The organism is Streptomyces sp. STAM6, assembly GCF_054963715.1.
In genome coordinates this window covers 75,925-94,590 of sequence record NZ_JBUEFZ010000026.1, presented here as the reverse complement: position 1 = coordinate 94,590, position 18,666 = coordinate 75,925, and the positions used below count along the sequence as shown (strand labels likewise).

The 18,666-nt window shown below is 73.2% G+C and carries 14 protein-coding genes; 7 read left to right on the top strand and 7 right to left on the bottom strand.

Annotated features, from left to right (window positions below; all coding sequences use genetic code 11):
• The 6 genes from dnaK to ACY34K_RS25550 all read right to left on the bottom strand — a co-directional run.
• Positions 1-1,212, bottom strand: a 1,212-nt coding sequence (dnaK, locus tag ACY34K_RS25575) for a molecular chaperone DnaK (RefSeq protein ID WP_462751085.1), incomplete at its 3' end; no start/stop codon positions are given.
• An 87-nt stretch (positions 1,213-1,299) separates the two neighbouring features.
• Complete coding sequence (locus ACY34K_RS25570) at positions 1,300-4,674, bottom strand: NACHT domain-containing protein (protein WP_462751084.1); 3,375 nt, start codon at positions 4,672-4,674, stop codon at positions 1,300-1,302.
• A gap of 66 nt (positions 4,675-4,740) precedes the next feature.
• A complete protein-coding gene (locus tag ACY34K_RS25565) occupies positions 4,741-5,625 on the bottom strand; it encodes an oxygenase MpaB family protein (protein ID WP_462751083.1) in 885 nt (294 codons plus the stop codon).
• A gap of 34 nt (positions 5,626-5,659) precedes the next feature.
• Entirely contained in the window at positions 5,660-6,676 is a 1,017-nt protein-coding gene (locus ACY34K_RS25560; RefSeq protein WP_462751082.1) for an NAD(P)/FAD-dependent oxidoreductase, read from the bottom strand.
• Positions 6,673-7,266 (bottom strand): isoprenylcysteine carboxyl methyltransferase family protein, encoded by a 594-nt coding sequence (locus tag ACY34K_RS25555; RefSeq protein ID WP_462751081.1) that lies wholly within the window; start codon positions 7,264-7,266, stop codon positions 6,673-6,675. Before ACY34K_RS25555 ends, ACY34K_RS25560 begins: the two co-directional genes overlap by 4 nt.
• A 25-nt stretch (positions 7,267-7,291) precedes the next feature.
• Positions 7,292-8,356: a type III polyketide synthase gene (locus ACY34K_RS25550; RefSeq protein ID WP_462751080.1), complete on the bottom strand. Its 1,065-nt coding sequence runs from the start codon at positions 8,354-8,356 to the stop codon at positions 7,292-7,294.
• Between the two features lie 96 nt (positions 8,357-8,452).
• Between ACY34K_RS25550 and ACY34K_RS25545 the strand changes: the two genes are divergently transcribed.
• The 6 genes from ACY34K_RS25545 (at position 8,453) to ACY34K_RS25520 (ending at position 17,266) form a co-directional block, all read left to right on the top strand.
• A complete protein-coding gene (locus tag ACY34K_RS25545) occupies positions 8,453-9,340 on the top strand; it encodes a UbiA family prenyltransferase (protein ID WP_462751079.1) in 888 nt (295 codons plus the stop codon).
• Positions 9,341-9,534: 194 nt separating this feature from the next.
• Entirely contained in the window at positions 9,535-9,900 is a 366-nt protein-coding gene (locus tag ACY34K_RS25540) for a hypothetical protein (protein WP_462751078.1), read from the top strand.
• Positions 9,901-10,063: 163 nt separating this feature from the next.
• Positions 10,064-13,933, top strand: a complete 3,870-nt coding sequence (locus ACY34K_RS25535; protein ID WP_462751077.1) for an nSTAND1 domain-containing NTPase — start codon at positions 10,064-10,066, stop codon at positions 13,931-13,933.
• Between the two features lie 182 nt (positions 13,934-14,115).
• Positions 14,116-15,150: a C40 family peptidase gene (locus ACY34K_RS25530; protein WP_462751076.1), complete on the top strand. Its 1,035-nt coding sequence runs from the start codon at positions 14,116-14,118 to the stop codon at positions 15,148-15,150.
• Positions 15,122-16,330, top strand: a complete 1,209-nt coding sequence (locus tag ACY34K_RS25525; protein WP_462751075.1) for an RNA ligase — start codon at positions 15,122-15,124, stop codon at positions 16,328-16,330. Before ACY34K_RS25530 ends, ACY34K_RS25525 begins: the two co-directional genes overlap by 29 nt.
• Before the next feature lie 3 nt (positions 16,331-16,333).
• Positions 16,334-17,266, top strand: coding sequence for a phosphatase domain-containing protein (locus tag ACY34K_RS25520; RefSeq protein WP_462751074.1), 933 nt, complete (start codon positions 16,334-16,336; stop codon positions 17,264-17,266).
• A gap of 135 nt (positions 17,267-17,401) precedes the next feature.
• Here ACY34K_RS25520 and ACY34K_RS25515 read toward each other — a convergent pair whose 3' ends face one another.
• Positions 17,402-17,815 (bottom strand): DUF5997 family protein, encoded by a 414-nt coding sequence (locus ACY34K_RS25515; protein ID WP_462751073.1) that lies wholly within the window; start codon positions 17,813-17,815, stop codon positions 17,402-17,404.
• A gap of 57 nt (positions 17,816-17,872) precedes the next feature.
• On the opposite strand from ACY34K_RS25515, the gene ACY34K_RS25510 reads away from it, so the two are divergent.
• On the top strand, positions 17,873-18,664 hold the full coding sequence (locus ACY34K_RS25510; RefSeq protein ID WP_462751072.1) for a LysR family substrate-binding domain-containing protein: 792 nt from the start codon (positions 17,873-17,875) through the stop codon (positions 18,662-18,664).
• Positions 18,665-18,666: the final 2 nt, after the last annotated feature.

Sequence of the window (18,666 nt, the reverse complement as noted above, 5' to 3'; positions counted from 1 at the left end):
GGTCGTGAAGGTCTCGGACCGCTTGGTCGGGATCGTGGTGTTGCGCTCGATCAGCCTGGTCATGATGCCGCCCTTGGTCTCGATGCCGAGGGACAGCGGGGTCACGTCGAGGAGCAGGACGTCCTTGACCTCACCCTTGAGGACACCGGCCTGCAGGGCGGCGCCGATGGCGACGACCTCGTCCGGGTTCACACCCTTGTGCGGGTCCTTCCCGGTCAGCTCCTTCACCAGGGCCGTCACCGCCGGCATCCGGGTCGAACCGCCGACCAGGATCACATGGTCGATGTCGGACACCTTGATCCTGGCGTCCTTGACCGCGTTGTGGAACGGGGACTTGCAGCGCTCCAGCAGGTCGGCGGTGAGTTCCTGGAACTGGGCCCGGGTGAGCTTCTCGTCCAGGTGCAGCGGGCCCTCGGCGGAGGCGGTGATGTAGGGCAGGTTGATCGTCGTCTCGGTCGTGGCCGACAGCTCGATCTTCGCCTTCTCCGCGGCCTCGCGCAGACGCTGCACGGCCATCTTGTCGCTGGACAGGTCCACGCCGTAGGCGTTCTTGAACTGCTTCACCAGGTGGTCGACGATCCGCTGGTCCCAGTCGTCGCCGCCGAGGTGCGTGTCCCCATTGGTGGACTTCACCTCGACCAGGCCCTCACCGATCTCCAGCAGCGAGACGTCGAAGGTGCCGCCACCGAGGTCGAAGACGAGGATCGTCTGGTCGTTCTCCTTGTCGAGCCCGTAGGCGAGTGCCGCGGACGTCGGCTCGTTGATGATCCGCAGGACGTTCAGGCCCGCGATCTCGCCGGCCTCCTTGGTGGCGGTGCGCTGGCTGTCGTTGAAGTACGCCGGGACGGTGATCACGGCGTCCGTGACGTCCTCGCCCAGGTAGGTCTCGGCGTCACGCTTGAGCTTCTGCAGCACCCTCGACGAGATCTCCTGCGCGGTGTACCGCTTGCCGTCGATGTCCCCGCTCTCCGGGAAGCGCCACGACGCCTCGCCCACGTGGCGTTTCACGGACCTGGCGGTCCGCTCGACGTTGGTCACGGCCTGCCGCTTGGCGACCTCCCCGACCAGTACCTCGCCGCTCTTGGCGAAGGCGACGACGGACGGCGTGGTCCGGGCACCCTCGGTGTTCGTGATGACGGTGGGCTCGCCGCCCTCCAGAACGCAGACGACGGAGTTCGTCGTCCCGAGGTCGATACCGACTGCGCGTGCCATGGTGGTCTCCTCAGCCTGCGGTTCTCGCCCCGACAGGTCCTGCACAATCTGGATAAATCGCTCGAACCCGGCTGTCAAGGCGGTTGCTCACCGGGGCCGGGCGCCGTTCTGCGACCGCTGTCCCATCCGTTCCCAGAACTCCCTGAGGCGTGCCCGGTCCGTCCGCCGCTGCCACTCGGCCTGCGGCCGGAAGGACCACGACCGGGACAGCAGGGTGGACTGGTTCCGGCAGAACGCGCCGTTCAGCTCGACCCGCTGGCTGTCGAGCCCCTTCGGCGGATAAGGGCACAGCTCGAAGGCGCAGTCGTCGCGGCAGTTGGAGCCCGCCTGCGAGGCCGCCGCCCGCACGACGGTACGACCGGGGTCGAGGGGGTCGCGGTCGAGCGTCAGGCACGGCGGCAGATCAGGACGGGCGGTGCGCAGCAGCCGCCTGAGCCGGTCCTCGGGCCAGTCGCCCCGCTCCGCGAGATTGAGCAGCAGGAGCACATCGGCGAGGAGCTGCTGGGCCCGCGGGTGCAGAGCGCTCCAGCCCGTGGACGGCGGGATCCACAGATGGTGCTTGCGCATCTCGCCCTGTGCGCCGGTCTGCGAGCCCACACGACCGGCGACGCCGGACTCGTCGATCCACAGGAACCGCTCGGGCCGCCCCGTCTCCAGCGCCCGGACACACAGCCCGGCGGCGGCGTCGACGAACGGGTGCTGCGCCTCGCCGTCGGGAAGGGCCAGCCACTGGCGGACCCGTTCGGCGGGATCGGAGCCGCCCGAGCGCCCCGCGCCCGTCGCCGCGCCCGCGTCGGGCAGGTCCCAGAGCGTCAGCGCGTGCAGGAGCGTCAGACGGGTGAACCAGAACCGGGTGCGCCTCAGCATGTCCCAGGCCTGCTCGTACAGATACTCCCGGGCTTCCGCCCGGGCGTGCGGATGGCGGTGACGGCGGTTGGCCGCGTACTTGAAACCCTGGGCGAGGGCCACTTCCAGGGTCAGTTCGAGCGCCGGGGCCTCGCCCTCCCGCGGCGCTCCCACCCGCCGCACCCAGCTCTCCAGGAACTCGTAGGGCGTGTCGTGGTGGCGATGGGTGGTGACCGAGCCCACGAGCAGGGGCACCAGCCACGCGCACATGGTGTTCTCCCGCCACTCCTGCTCCGCGGCCTCCCGTTCCTCCCTCTCCCGCCCGCGCTCCTCGCGCCGCCGCTCCTCCCGCTCCCGCAGTTCGCGCTGCACACGGGCGATGTCACCCTCCGACCGGCGGTGTTCCCTGCTCTTCGCCTCCGCCACGGCCTCCGGATCCTGAGCGCCGTACACCTCCTCCTCCCAGTCCGGGGCGCACTCCACCCCCCGGCCCCCCGCGGTCCGGGGGCCGCGCAGCCGGGGCAGGAGCGCGTCGAAGGCACCGTCGCCGCCCGCCCCGATCTCCTGGGCGATCGCCACACGGACCGGATAGGAGGGCTCCAGCCGGGCGATCAGGAACAGTTCCAGATAGGCGGGGCGCAGGGTGTGCCGGTGGGCCACCTGCCGCATCGCCTCCCCGAACCGGGACACCAGCAGCGTCTTGGCCACCCGCAGCGTGTGGGGATCACGTGCCCGCAGGTCCGGCCAGGACGCGGCCAGCCGCATGGCGATGAGACGCTGCCGCGGTTCGGCGTCGACGCTGTCGATCTCCAGGGCCGCCGCGTACAGTTCGAGCGCCTTGGTGTGCAGGGTGGGGCCCAGCACACGGCGCGCATCCCGGACCCGCCCCGCGGACTCCTCGCCGCCGGCGGCGGGCTCCTCCACCACCTGCGCCCGCCCCGCCGCCTCCATCAGCAGATCGCGTGCGGCGGACACCGGGCACCAGGTCTCCCCGTCCCCGTGGGCCTCGTCGTGGACGCACGAACCGGCGGCCGTACGGGAGTGGAGGACCATCGCGATCAGCAGCTCCCGGCCCGGCTTCACCAGCGCCGCCGGGAAGTAGGCACTGTTCCCGGGCGCCCCGCGGGTGTCCTGCCGGATCACCGCGTTCATGAACCGGGCGCCCAGATGGGCCTGGATCACGCTGTGCTGGAAGCGCACCCGGTCCCCGCGTACCTCGACCAGCCCCATCTGGCTGCCCCAGTCCGCCGCGAGACGGAGGTCCAGCTGGTTCGTCTCCACCCTCCTCACCAGCTCGTCGACGATCTCGGGGTAGCGGGGCCCCGAAGGGTCCTGCTCGTCGACCAGGTCGGTGAACGGCACCTCCGAGGTGTCGGTGGCCAGCCCGGCACACGCCAGCGCGGACAGGCAGTGGATCGTGATCCGCCGTTCCTCCTGGTCGAGCGGGAGGTCGGGGCTGATCCGGCCGCTGATGAGGGCGTTGATCCAGGTGTCCAGCAGATGCAGCCGGAGCGCGGCCCGGTCGCCGTCCCGCGTCTCCAGGGCGTCGTCGCCGGACCGGCCGGTGACGGCACGCTCCAGCAGCCCCTCCTCGTGGAGCTCTCCGGCGATCTGCAGATAGGTGGGCGCCTCGGTGATCCCGGCCTTCTGAACGATCCAGTCCAGCCGCTGCCGGTCCTCCCAGGCGCCTCCGCGGGAGATGTACTTGAGGGCGGCCTCCTCGCTCAGCGGCTCGAGCTCGGTGACGGAGGCGTCCATCCCCCGCAGCGAATTGTGCGGCCGCGAGGTGATGACGAGCGGCAGCCGTTCCTCGTTGGCCCGGCGGATCGCCAGCCGGATGATCGTGTCACGCTCCTCCGCCAGCTCCTCTCCGGTCAGCGCCTCCTCCAGCCCGTCCGCCAGGACGACGATCCGTCCCTGCTGGCACAGCCGCCGCCACACCTTCTCGCTCTCCGCCTCCGAGCGGATCTCGTCCTGGACCTCGCGCGAGAACCGGTCCTGCGCCAGTTTCCTGAAGTCCAGGCCCCCCTCCGCGGAGCGCAGCCGCAGCGGCACGGGGACGGCGTTCCGCCGGGCCAGCTGCTCCGTGAGCAGCACCATCAGCGCCGTCTTGCCGGCCCCGACACCCCCCACGACGAGGCGCGTACGGCGGAACCGGGTGTCCCGGAGGTCCTCCATCAGGACCTCGCAGAGCTGGTCGCGGCCCACGACCTTCCCGAAGATGCCGCCCGCGGTCTCCACGAGCTCTTCCGGAGCCTCTCGGGCCTTCCTGACATACCTACGGCACACATGGGTGAACCGGAAGGAGAGATACGCGAACGTCACCAGGGCCAGGGTGAGGACCGGCATGAAGACGGACTGGAGGACGCCGCAGGCGAGTTCGCTCTTCGTCTCGCAGTGCGCGTCGGCCCACGCCAGGGGGGACCAGGACGCACTGTCCCTGTTCCGCACCAGGGTGACCACCGCGGTGACCGTCAGGAACAGCAGGAGCAGCGCCCCCAGGACGGTCAGCACGAGCCACGGGTAGTACGACCGGCTCTTGCGGCCCCGCCACTTCCGTGCCCGGTCATACCCCTGCTGCGTCCGCCGGCGGGCAGCGAACCTGGGAACGTTCACCCGTGACTGATTCCGTGCGAGCCCGGGTATGCGGTGCGGGCCCGCCGATATTCACCCGCACGGCCCTCAGGTCCGGGCGTCCCCCGTGGCCGGCGGAGGGCTCAGCGCCCATCGGATCGTCCTGGTCAGCGCGAGCCCGGCGGGCCGCACGCAGCTCTCCTCGACGCCCGGGCGGTAGTGCAGCCCGAGTGGCCCCCGTGCCCACGGCGGGAGCGTGGACACCGCGTTCGCGGCGAGGACGGCGTACGGGCCGCGGGCGACCCACGGCAGGGGCGGGTGGAAGAGGAGGAAACGTGCGGCCTCCCGGGCCTCACGGGTGGCGCGCAGCTCCGGCCGGTACGCGGCCAGCCGGCCGGCCAGCCCGGCCCGGTCGCGCGGAGGGTCGATCACCCCGAGCGCGGCCGCCACCCGCGCGGTGTCCGCGACGTAGGCGTCGCAGGCGGCGGCATCCAGCGGCCGCGCACCGTAGAGCTGGTGGGCGCGCAGGAAACTGTCGACCTCGGCGACGTGCACCCAGCCGAGCAGATGCGGGTCGGCCGCGTGATAGGCCTCGCCCTCGGGGGTGGTCCCGCGCACACTGTCGTGAACGGCTCGCACCCGGTCGACCGCCCGCTGTGCGTCGGCCGCCGTGCCGTAGGTGGTGAACGCGAGGAACGTGCTGGTGCGCTGGAGACGCCCCCACGGGTCGCCGCGATAGCCCGAATGGCCCGCCACGGCCGCCATCGCCAGCGGGTGCAGCGACTGGAGCAGCAGGGCGCTCAGCCCGCCGATGAACATCGAGGCGTCGCCGTGCACGGTGCGGATGGGACGGTCGGGACCGAACCAGCGGGGGCCCGGTGCGCCGTGGATACGGGCGCGGTTGACCGGCCCCTCGGGCCCGGCGACGCGGGTGAACAGGCTTCTGCCCAGTCGTTCCCGCAGCTCCGTGAGCGCGGGCGCGGACACGTTCATGCGTCAAGTATCCGCCCCGGCGAAAGGCGCCGGATCACTGCAGCGCGTGCACCGCCGCGGCGAAGACCCGGGGCATCCGGGAGGCCGCGGGCACGACGAGCCGGGCGGTGTCCCGGCGGCCGCTGACCCGGACCAGCGCCTCGGTCAGCAGCCGGCGACGGCGGGACAGCCGGCGCCAGTCCCTCTCGTACGCGTCCGGGCGTCCTGCCCTCAGACACCGCACCGCCGCCTCCGCCGACGCCAGGGCCAGGGCGACGCCCTCACCCGTGAGCGCGTCGACATAGCCGGCCGCGTCCCCGACCAGCAGGACCCGTCCGGCGACCCGGCCCCGCACGCGCTGGCGCAGCGGTCCCGCGCCCCGTACGACGTTCGCGGCCGTCGCGCCGCGCAGCCGGTCCGCCAGCTCGGGGAAGTGCTCCAGATGCGCGTCGAAAGGACTCCTGGCCGTGCTCAGCACGGCGACCCCCACCAGATCGTCGGCGACCGGCGTCACATACGCCTCGCCGCCCGCCGACCAGTGCACTTCGACGAAGGCCGACCACGGCGGCACGCGGTAGTGCCGCCGCAGGCCGTAGCGCCGGGGCCGGCGGTCCGGCAGTTCGAGGCCGAGGTCACGCCGGAGGGGGGAGTGCAGGCCGTCGGCGGCGACGAGCCAGCGGGCGCGCAGCCCGGCGGCCGTCACCCCGTCCGCGCTCTGGCACGCCGTGCCGACCTTTCCGGGCAGGATCCGGACCCCGAGCTCGGTGGCCCGCCGGGCGAGCGCGGTGCTCAGCACGGTCCGGCGCACCCCCACCCCGCGGCCGCCCCGGAAGTCGGCCTGCGCACGGTGGTGGCCGTCCAGGTAGCGGATGCCGCGCAGCTCGTGGCCGGTCACGCCGACGCCCAGATCCCGCAGGGCGCGAACCGCGCCCGGCATGACGCCCTCGCCGCACGCCTTGTCCACCGGCCCGGTGCGCGGCTCGACGACCACGGCCTCCATCCCGCTCAGCGCCGCCTGGATCGCCGTGGCGAGTCCGGCCGGCCCACCGCCCGCCACGAGGAGGTCGATCACCTCGGCGCACCCTGGGCGCGGACGCCGCCCACTTCGGGGGCCGTCGCCGGGGCGGACGGTGCCGGGCCTCGCGGCGGGCCGGGCGGCGCCGAAGCGAGTGCGGCGTCCTCGCAGCGGACGCGTGCGGTGAGCAGCGCGGCGTTGAGAACCGTGAACGCGACGGCCGTCACCCAGGCGCCGTGGACCAGGGGAAGGGCGATGCCCTCGGCCACCACCGCCACATAGTTCGGGTGCCGCAGCCACCGGTACGGCCCGCCGGTCACCAGGGGCAGGCCGGGCACCACGAGGACCCGGGTGTTCCAGCGCGGGCCGAGCGTCCGCACGCACCACCAGCGCAGCCCCTGCGCCGCCAGGGCCACCGTCAGCATGGTCCCGCCGAGCACGGGCGGGAACGGCCGCCCCAGCGCCCACACCTCGACCACGCAGCCGGCCAGGAGGGCCGAGTGCAGGACCACCATCGGCGGGTAGTGGCCCTTCCCGTACTCCACGGCGCCGCGCGCCAGACTCCAGCGCGCGTTGCGGCGGGCGACCACGAGCTCGGCGATCCGCTCCACACCGACGGCCAGCACCAGAGCGACGTACCAGACCATCCTCGACTCCCGTTCCTTCCCGTTCCTACCAGCGCAGCAGCACGAGTTCCGTGCAGAAGCCGGGGCCCATGGCCAGCAGCACCCCCGGTGTGCCGGACGGCGGCCCGGCCGCGGCCGTCAGGGTGTCGCGCAGGATGTGCAGCACGGACGCCGATGACAGGTTGCCGACCTCCGCGAGGGAGCGCCGGCTGAGGTCCAGGGCCCCGTCCGACAGCTCGAGGGCCTCCTCCACCGCGTCGAGGACCTTCGGGCCGCCCGCATGGCTCACCCACGCCGTCACATCCCGCCGGCGAAGCCCGTGGCCGGTCAGGAACCCGTCGACCTCGTCCGCGAGGTTCTTCCGCACCACGTCGGGCACGGCGGCGTCCAGGACCACCCGGAAGCCCGTGGCGGTGATGTCCCAGCCCAGCAACCGCTCGGTGTCCGGGTAGAGACGGCTGCGGCTCGCCACCACGGTGGGGCCCGCCGCCGCGGCCGTGTGCCGCCTGGAACCGCAGGCGACGACAGCCGCGGCCCCGTCGCCGAACAGCGCCGTCGCGGTCAGGTTGGCGAGTGACGCGTCGGACCGCTGGAAGGTCAGCGAGCACAGTTCGACGGAGAGCAGGACGGCGACGTCGTCCGGGTGGCCCACCAGATAGTCGTGCAGTCTGGCGATCCCGGCCGCGCCGGCGACACACCCCAGGCCGAAGACGGGCACCCGCTTGACGTCGGGCCGCAACCCGAGCCGCCCGGCGACCCGGGCATCCACGGACGGGGCCGCGATCCCGGTCACGGAGGTGAAGATCAGCAGGTCGACGTCACGGGGTGACAGTCCCGCCTCGCGGAGCGCCGCCGCCACGGCATCGGCACCGAGCTCCACGGCGCCGGCGACGAAGGCGTCGTTGACCGCGCCGAAGTCGGCCGCCTCGCCGTACCGGTCCAGTGGCAGTGCCGTGTGGCGCGAGCGCACCCGCGAGCCACGGTGCAGCCGGTCCAGTACGCGCCGGTCGGCGCCGGCGGGCAGGCAGTGGCGCGCCACCATGTCGGTGATGTCGCGCTGGGCGTGGCGGTGCGGGGCCAGGACTCCGTGCACGGCTGCGATCCAGGTCATCAGGGCTCCACGTCGAGGACGGCGATCACCCATGTGTGCCCTCGCACCGTGGTGCCGTACCGCTCGATCCCCCGTTGAGTGCCTAGCATCGCTCCCGTGGACGCCACAGACCGGGCCGCCCCGACGGGCGCGCGGCACCCCGCCCCCGCGGCCGTACGCCCCCGGCGTGCTCTCTTCGGACTGCTGATGGCCTGTCACCCGGGCCCGGCGGCCGCCGTCACGGTCCTGGTGACGGCCCTGGCCGCGGCGGCGGGCCGGGACGGGCGCGGCTGTGTGCTCCTCGCGGCGGCGGTGCTGGCCGGACAGCTGTCGGTAGGCTGGTCCAACGACGCGATCGACGCGGCCCGCGACCGGGCCGCCGGCCGGTACGCGAAACCGGCGGTCTCCGGCGCGGTCTCCGTCACCACCGTACGGGCCGCTGCCCTCGTGGCCCTGGGGCTCTGCGTGCCGCTCTCGCTGTTCTGCGGTCCGCTCGCCGGCGCCGTCCACCTGGCCGGGGTCGCCGCCGCGTGGGCGTACAACCTGCGGCTGAAGGCCACGGCACTGTCCTGGCTCCCGTATGCCGTGGGGTTCGCCGCCCTTCCCGCCTTCGTCACCCTGGGCCTCCCCGGCAGCCCTTGGCCGGCCTGGTGGGTCGTCACCGCCGGCGTCCTCCTGGGTGTCGGTGCCCATCTGGCCAACGTGCTGCCGGACATCGCCTGCGACCGGTCGACGGGAGTGCACGGCTGGCCCCAGCGGCTCGGTCCGGCACGCACCCGGCAGTTGCTGCCCTTCCCCCTCCTCGCGGCCTCCGCCGTCCTCGCGCTCGGTGCCCCGGGATCCGTGGGACCCGCCGGTGCGGCCGCTCTCGTCGCGGCGACCCTGGCAGCCCTCACGGGAGCGGCCGCCGGACACCGCCGCGCCCGCGTGCCCTTCGTGGCCTCGATCGTCGTCGCGGGGATCGATGTGGCGCTGCTCGTGTGGCGCGGCGGGTCGATCGCCTGACGGCGCGAGGCTCCGCGTAAGGGCGTGCGCGCTCGATACGCGCGCCGGTTGCCCGCAGTCCGGTGAACACCCTGCTCGCCGACCGTTTCCCGGTGAGCCGGCCGACGGGCAACAGGAAACCCGTCGACCCCCCTGGGCACCCGGCGACAGGCTGGAGCCGTCAGCACGGAGCAAGACCCACAGGGGGAAAGACCATGCACAAGATCATCCGCAGTGCCGCCGCGCTCGCCACCGCGGCCGCCGCCGTGATGGTGTTCCAGAGCACGGCCGAGGCCAAGCCGGCGGACGCCTGGGCCGGATGTCCGGACGGGGCGGTCTGCATCTACCCGCAGGACCAGAACCCGGCCGTCAAGCCCAGTCACGTGTACTACAGCTACGGGGCCCACAACCTCGTCAACCAGTTCGGCAACCACTGGGTCCTCAACAACCAGCACAGCGGTGCGACCGCGAACCTCTGCACCGGGTCCAACGGTGCGGGCTGCGGCGGTGCGATCGCCGCCAAGACCGGCGTGTACGCCAACCTCACACCGATCAACTCGATCCGCCTCAACCGGCCGTAACCACACTCCCCGCGTGGACCGCTTCCGGAGCCGCCGCACCGCGGCTCCGGAAGTTCGTGTTTTCGTCACACCGGACGAAAGGCTTGGTCGGCCGTCCAACCCCCGCTGTAGCCTGGGCGCCTGTCATCTCACAGCCTGGGCGCGCTTCGCCATGGGGGATGCTTTGGGGGATCCGGACCGCGGACCGCACAACGACCATCAGCACCAGCCGTCCGACGGCGCCGCGGCGTCCTTTCCCGCGCAGTTGCGGCGCCTGCGGGTACAACGCGGTCTGTCGCTCGCCGATCTGGCGCGCCAGACGCACTACAGCAAGGGCTATCTGAGCAAGATCGAGACCGGCTCGAAACGGGTGACCGTGGACGTCGCCCGCCGCTGCGACCAGGCGCTGCGGGCCGAAGGCCGGCTGCTGCTGCTCGTCCAGCAGGCGACCGGGCCCCGGCCCGCCGAGCCGGATCCGCAGCCGGACAGCCCCTGTCCCTACCGCGGTCTGCCGGCGTTCACCCCGCAGGACGCGGGATGGTTCTTCGGCCGGGAGCGGGCGACGGCCGCACTGGTCGAGCGGGTCTTCGAACGGATCGGCAGCGGACCGCTGATGCTCGTCGCCCCCTCGGGCGCCGGCAAGTCGTCCCTCCTCAACGCCGGTCTCGTGCCGGCCGTCCGGGACGGTGGCTTCCCCATGCCGGGCGCCGACGGATGGCCGGTGGTGACGCTCACACCCACCGCGCACCCCCTCCAGGAATTGCTCGACCGCACCGCGAAAGTCCTGGGCAGCGACCCCGGCATCACCGCCGGCCGGCTGCGGGAGCGGCCGGAGACGCTGCTCGACGCCGTACGCCGGCTCTGGGACACGCCCGGTTCCGGCCCGGCCGACAGGCAACCGCCGCCCGTGCGGCCCGTGTTGCTCGTCGACCAGTTCGAGGAGCTGTTCACGCACTGCACCGACGAGGACGAGAGGCGCGCCTTCGTACGGGTGCTCCGCGCCCTCGCCACCGCCCGGCCGACGGCGGGCGCGCACGACCCGGCCGTCGTCGTCCTCGGCGTGCGGGCCGACTTCTCCGGCAACTGCCTGGACCTCCCCGAGCTGGCCCCCGTCTTCACCGGTGGATTGTTCGTGCTCCCCCCGATGTCCGTGACCGAGCTGCGGGAGGCGATCGCACGCCCGGCGGAGCTCGCCGGCGTCACGCTCGAACCCGGTCTCGTTCCCCTCGTCCTGCGGGACGCGGGACTGCGCGACGACCCGCGGCCGGCCGGTCCGGACCCCGCGGCCGCCGGTGATCCGGCGCCGTCCGGTGTGCTGCCGCTGGTGTCCCACGCGCTGATGGCCACCTGGCAGCAGCGGGAGGGCGCCACCCTCACCGTCGCCGGGTACGAACGCACCGGCGGCATCCAGGGAGCCATCGCCCGCACCGCCGAGAACGCGTTCGCCCGCCTGTACCCCGCCGAGCAGCGGACCATCCGCCGCATCCTGGTACGGCTCGTCCACGTCGCCGACGGCACCGGCGCGACCCGGCGCCGGATGAGCAGGGCCACCCTCATGGAACAACTGGCCGGCGCGGACGGTGCCGCCGCCGCGCTCGACGCCTTCGTCCGGGCCCGGCTGATCACCATGGACAGCGACACCGTCGAAATCACCCACGAGGCACTGCTGCACGCCTGGCCACGGCTGCACGGCTGGATCCACGCCGACCGGGCCGGCCTGCTGATCCACCAGCAACTGGCCCACGCCGCCGACGAATGGGAGCGGGAGGGCCGCGACCCGTCCGCCCTCTACCGCGGTACCCGCCTGGACACCGCCCGCTCCTGGGCCGACGAGCTCGACGGCCGCAGCCGGCTCAGCGCCCACGAAGCCGCCTTCCTGCGGGCCAGCCAGGCCGAGGAGGACAGCCGGACGAAACACGCCAGACGCCAAGCGCGGCTGCGGCAGCGCATGACGGCCACGCTCGTCGTCCTGCTGGTCCTCGCCGTGACCGCCGGAGCCCTGGCCTACCAGCAGCGCGAGAGCGCCCTCGACCAGGAGCGCGTCGCCCGCTCGCAGGCCCTCGCCGTGCGCTCCACCTCCCTGGCCGCCGGACAGCCGGAGGCCTCGATGCTCCTCGCCGAGGAGGCGTACCGCACGAAAGCCACGACCGAGGCGCGCGGAGCCCTGCTGAGCACCCAGTCACAGGCCTTCTCCGCCCGGCTCGGAGGGCACCGCGGACCGGTCAACGCCGTGGCCTTCGCACCTGGCGACCAGTCGCTCGCGACGGCCAGTTCCGACGGAACGGTGACACTGCGCCGCCTCGCCGACCACCGCACCGCCTCCACGTTCACCGTGCCCGGACGCGTCCGGTCGATCGCCTTCGACCCCGGCGGACGCACCCTCGCGGCCACGTCGACGGACGGGCCCGTACGCCTCTGGGACGTCACCCACCGCCGCCCGGCGGCCACCCTTCCCGCGAGCACCACCGGCGCCCGGGCGGTGGCCTTCGCCCCTCGCGGCCCCACCCTCGCCACCGCGGGCCGTGACGGCACGATCCGCCTGTGGGACACCTCCGTCCCCGTCCCGCGGGCCCGCGCGGCCCTGCCCGGCCACAGCGGAAGGATCAACGCCCTGGCGTACGCGCCGGACGGCCGGACGCTGGTGTCGGCCGGTTCCGACCGGACCGTACGGCTGTGGGACAGCACCGGCGCCCGCCCGCTCGCCGTGCTCGGGGAACACACCGGCGAGGTGCTGGGCGCGGCGTTCTCCCCGGACGGGCGGACGGTCGCCACCGGCGGTACGGACCGGACCGTACGGCTCTGGGACGTCGCCGGACGCCGGACGACCGCCACCCTGACCGGACACAGCGACGACATCAACGCGGTCGCCTACACCCCCGACGGGACCACGGTCGTCAGCGCGGGCGGCGAAGGCACGACCCGGTTGTGGGACGTGCGCAGCGGCCGGCCGACCGCGACCCTCGCCGGCCACACCGACTATGTGATCGGAGTCGCCGTGAACTCCACCGGAACGGTGCTCGCCACCGCCGGTTTCGACCAGTCCGTCGTCCTGTGGGACCTGCACGGCTCGGTGCTGACGGCCCGTCCCTTCACCGAGGTGTGGCAGGCCGCCTACAGCCCGGACGGCACGCTGCTGGCCACCGCCGACGCCGATCACACCGTGCGTCTCTGGGACGTGGCGGCGCGCCGCGTCCTCGCGACGCTCACCGGCCACCGCGAGACCGTGTTCTCGGTGGCGTTCGCCCCCGACGGGCAGACGCTCGCCTCGGCGGGCTCCGACGGCACCATCCGCCTGTGGGACGTCGCCGCCCGCCGCCCGCTCGCCACCCTCACCGCGGACGGCGCGGACGTCTTCTCCGTGGCGTTCGCCCCCGACGGCACCACCCTCGCCTCGGCCGGATCCGACCACGCGGTCCGGCTGTGGGACGTCGCCACCCGCCGTCAACTGGCCGCGCTTCCCGGCCACACCGACTTCGCCAACGACGTCGTCTTCAGCCCCGACGGACGCACCCTGGCCAGCGCCGGTGACGATCTGACCGTCCGGCTGTGGGACGTGCCCGCCCGCCGCCCGCTCGCCACTCTCAGCGGGCACACGGGCGCGGTGCGGGGCGTGGCCTTCTCTCCGGACGGCCGCACCCTGGCCAGCAGCGGGAACGAAGGGACCGTCCGCCTGTGGGACGCCCGGAACCACCGCTTCGAGGCCGCCCTCACCGGCCACACCGGCTCCGCGCGGGGCATCGCCTTCTCGCCCGACGGCCGCACCCTGGCGAGCAGCGGCAACGACCGCACCGTCCGGCTGTGGGACGTCGCCGGGCGCCGGCTGACGGCCGCCCTGACCGGCCACACGAACGCGGTGTGGGGCACCGCATTCTCGCCCGACGGGCGGACCGTGGCGAGCAGCAGCAACGACGGCACCGTACGGCTGTGGAATCTGGACGTCCGTGCACGGCTGGCGCAGATCTGCCGGCTGCGGGACGGCATCGGGCCCCAGCGGCGACAGACGCTCATGCCCGGTCACCCCGTCCCGCGGGGACCCGCTTGTGCCCGTCCATGACCGACGCACCGCCGAAGTGCCCTGCTCGGCAGGGGTTTCCCGGGTGTTTCCCGTTGCCCTTCCCCATGGGGTGACGCGACGCCCTCGACGAGCGGGTGCCCCGGCCAGCACGCTGACTACCGCGTACGGCACCGCTCCAGGCGGCCCGGCACGTCGTTTCGACAGGAATCGAGGAACCCCGCATGCTTCGCCGATCCGGTCTCGTCGGCACCCTCTTCGTCCTACTGGCCCTCCTCCTCCGGACGCCCCCGGCCGCGTCCGCCGCCGCGTCCGCGCCCTTCGGCGAAACCGCCGCCGGCGGCGAATGCCGCGTACTGGCGCCCGGCGCGTCCGCGGCCGCCGAACGCGCCGTCGCCGCCGCCTGCGAACAGGTCGCCGCGGACGTCTGGTACACCTGGGGCGGCGGCCACGGCCCGCAGCCGGGCCCCACCTACGGGAAGGTCGATCCCGACGACCCGGCCAGCCGGCACGACCCCGAGCGGCTCGGCTTCGACTGCTCGGGCCTCGTCCGGTACGCCTACGCCAAGGCCACCGGGTCGGACATCCTGGACGGCGTGGCGAGCGCGCAGTACTACACGCACCGCGCCGCCGAACGCTTCACCGCCGCCCAGGGCCTCTCCCCGCTGGTCCCCGGCGACCTGCTGGTCTGGGGCAACTCCCAGAAGGTGCACCACATCGCCCTCTACCTCGGCGCCGGCAAGATGGCGGAGGCCAGGCAGTCCGGCACCAAGCTCATGGTCAGCGACGTCCGGCTGTCCGGCGACTACTACGGAGCGGTGCGCGTCAACACCGGCCCGGTGACCGGGCACGTCTTCCGGACGTGGGGCACCGGCGTCTGGACCAAGGCCGAGCCGTCCGTCAAGGCCGCGCGCGTCTACGCCTTCCCGCAGCCGACGACGATCCGCGTCCAGCTGCCAGAAGCACGCGGAGGTCGTCACCGCCGAGGGCTACACCAACGACGCCTGGTCCTACCTCCCGGACTACAAGGCCTGGGTCACCAACATCTACATCCAGGGGCCCGCGTGGCTGGAGGGGGTACCCACCTGCACCTTCTGACGTCACGCGCGGTTCGCGCCGGTGACCGCCACGGGGGAGTGGTCATCGGCGCGAACTGCGTTGACCTGCTTATTCGCTGTCGCTCCGGGGTTCGACCAGGCGAGAATGCAGCATCTCGAACGGGAGGAATCCATGAGCCAGGCGCACCTGACTCTCCATGAGCTGCTGCCGCCGCAGGAACTGGCCGCCGCGCTCGACTCCGGGCACGTCACCCGCAAGGCGCACCCCGAGCTGCCGCTGTCCATCTACACGTACACACGCACGTGCCAGTACGAGCGGAACTGGAACAGGGTCACCACGCGCTGCCGCGGTCTCGTCGCCGACGACACCACCGGCGAGATCGTCGCGCTGCCCCTGCCGAAGTTCTTCAACGTCGGTGAGCACGAGGCCGGACAGCCCTATGCGCCCGCCCTGCCGGACGAACCCTTCGAGGTGTACGACAAGGTCGACGGCAGCCTCGCCGTGGTCTTCCACTACGCCGGCCGCTGGCGGGTCGCGTCCAAGGGCTCGTTCATCAGCGCACAGGCCACCTGGGCACAGCGCCGTCTCGACACCAAGGACACCTCCGGCCTCACCGCGGGCGTGACCTACCTCGCCGAGATCCTGTACCCGCAGAACCGTATCGTCGTCGACTACGGCGACCGCCGTGACCTGGTGCTGCTCGCCGCCTTCGGCAAGGACGGCACCGAGATACCCCTGGCCGACGCCGCCCCCGCGTGGGAGGCGATCGGCTCCGTCGTCACGGTGTGGCCCGCCATGCCGCTCGACGAACTCCTCGCCCTGGCCGAGTCGAACACGCTGCCCGGTGGACGGGCGGCGACGGGCACCGACGCGGAGGGCTTCGTCCTGCGCTTCAAGTCCGGGACCCGGGCCAAGGCGAAGCTGTCGGAGTACGTACGGCTGCACAAGGTGCTGACCGGCGTCACCGAGCGGGACATCTGGCGCAGCCATGGCATCCAGCGCTTCGCCGGCCTGCCCGCCAAGCAGCTGGCCCAGGCGCTGGGCTGCTCGGCGGCGGACATCGCCGCGTCGGGCGGCCGGCCGCTGGACGCCCTGCTGGAACAGGTGCCGGACGAGTTCGACGCCTGGGTCCGCGACGTCATCGCGCGTATCGAGCAGGGCGTGGCGGACCGCGAACGCGTCATCGACGAGGCGTACGCGTCCCTCGCCCCGCTCGCGGGCGACCGCGGCGCGTTCGCCCGGGCCGCGAAGGCGCTGCCCGACGCCGCCGTCCGGCCCGCCATGTTCCTGCGCCTGGACGGCCGCCCCACCGAACTGGTCACGTACCGTTCCCTGCGGCCGGAGGCGGCCGACCCCTTCACGACCGACGAGGAGAACTGACCGGTGACCGACGTACGACCCGTGCCCATGGTGCACGTCATGACGGGTCTGCCCGCATCGGGCAAGACGACCGCGGCACGCCGCCTCCAGGCGGAGTCCGACGGCCGTATGCGCCGGGTCAACCTCGACGACCTGCGGACGATGCTCGACATCCCGTCGCCCGAGCGCGGCCGGTCGTACGCGCACGAGCAGACGGTGCTGGCGATCCAGGACGCGGCGGTGCGGGCGGCCGTCGACGACGGCTTCGACGTCGTCGTCGACAACACCCACCTCACGCCCCACATCCCGAAGCGGCTCAAGGCCGCCGTCGCCGGGCTCGCCACCTTCGTCGTGCACGACTTCACCGGCGTGCCGGTGGAGGAGTGCATACGGCGCGACAACGAGCGGGAGCGTTCCGTCGGCGAGGACATCATCCGGATCCTGTCGGACAAGCACACGAAGGCGACGAAGGGCGGCTGGCGGCTCACCGACGCGTGGCTCAACGACCAGCCCGCCCTGCGGCCGTACGTCCCGGACCCGGCGCTGCCGTCGGCCGTCATGTGCGACATCGACGGCACCCTCGCGCTGCGGGGCGACCGCAACCCGTACGACTTCACCCGTTGTGACGAGGACCTGCTCAATGTCTCGGTGCGGCAGGCCCTGCACTCCTTCCGGCGCGCGGACAACGACGTGATCGTGCTGCTCTCCGGCCGGGGCGAGGAGCACCGCGAGAAGACCGAGGCGTGGCTGCGGCTCCACGAGGTGCCCTACGACGAGCTGTGGATGCGGGCCGCCGGCGACGGCCGCCGCGACGACATCGTGAAGGCCGAACTCTTCGACCGGCACGTCCGCGACCGTTTCGCGGTACGGGTCTCCCTGGACGACCGGGACCGTGTCGTCGCGGTCTGGCGCCGTATGGGCCTGCCGACGTGGCAGGTCAATTACGGCAATTTCTGAGCGGCCCGCCCAGAATCCGGCAGGGCGCCCGACCGGGTCGAAACACCAGGTCAGGCGCCCTGTGGCGGAAGATCGCCGACGGTTCGCGGGACAGCCCGCACGGGCCTGCGGCCCCACGACCGCCGACGGCGGTGATCAGGCGTGCGAGCGGCCGGCCTGTTCGGCGCGCTCCGCACGCTCGGCGTGGACCGCCTTGACGCGCGCCGCTTCCTTGCGGACCTCCGCCTGGGTGGCACGCTCCTTCTGGAGCCACTCGGGCATGTCCCGCTTCAGCGCGTCGATCTGCTCGGTGGTGAGGGGCTCGGTGACGCCGCCGCGCGCGAGACCCGCGATGGACACTCCCAGCTTGGCCGCGACCACCTGGCGGGGGTGCGGCCCGTTGCGGCGCAGGTCGGTCAGCCACGCGGGCGGGTCGGACTGCAGCGCGTTCAGTTCGGTGCGTGAGACGACACCCTCCTGGAATGCGGCGGGGGTGGCCTCGAGGTACACACCCAGCTTCTTCGCCGCGGTCGCGGGCTTCATCGTCTGGGTGCTCTGGTGCGACGTCATGGGGTCCAGGGTATCGAGCGTGCGTGCCTCCTCCGAACGGACCGGTAGCCTGGGCACGTGACAGGCCAGGAAGCATCCCCGTCGTTCCGGCTCGCGTACGTCCCGGGAGTGATGCCCACGAAGTGGGTGCGGATCTGGAACGAACGCCTGCCGGACGTCCCGCTCACCCTCGTCCAGGTGCCCGCCGAGGAAGCGCCCGGCGTCCTGCGCGGCGGTGACGCCGACGCGGGTCTGCTGCGGCTGCCCGTGGACCGGACGTACTTCAGCGCGATCCCGCTCTACACCGAGACGACCGTCGTCGTGGTCCCCAAGGACCACCTCGTGGCCGCGGCCGACGAGGTGACCACCGAGGACCTGGCCGACGAGATCGTGCTGCATCCCCTCGACGACACCCTCGCCTGGGAGAGCCTGCCGGGACGGCCCGCGATCGAGAGGCCCGCCACGACCGCGGACGCCGTCGAGCTGGTGGCCGCCGGGATCGGCGTGCTGGTCGTCCCCCAGTCACTGGCCCGGCTGCACCACCGCAGGGACCTCACCTACCGGCCGGTCTCCGACGCCCCGCAGTCGAGCGTCGCGCTGTCCTGGCCGGAGGACGAGACCACCGAGCTGGTGGAACAGTTCATCGGGATCGTCCGCGGCCGCACCGTGAACAGCACCCGGGGGCCGCAGGCACCGGCTGCGTCCGCGTCGGCGGCGAAGCGCAAGAGCCCCGATCCCCGCGCCGCCGCCCGCCGCAAGCCCGCGGCCGGCGGAGCCGCCGGCGCGTCGGCCGGCAAGGGCACCCGCGGCGGCGGTTCCGGCGGCGCCGGCAGGGCCGCCAAGCGCGGCAAACCGCGCCGCCGGTCGTAGCG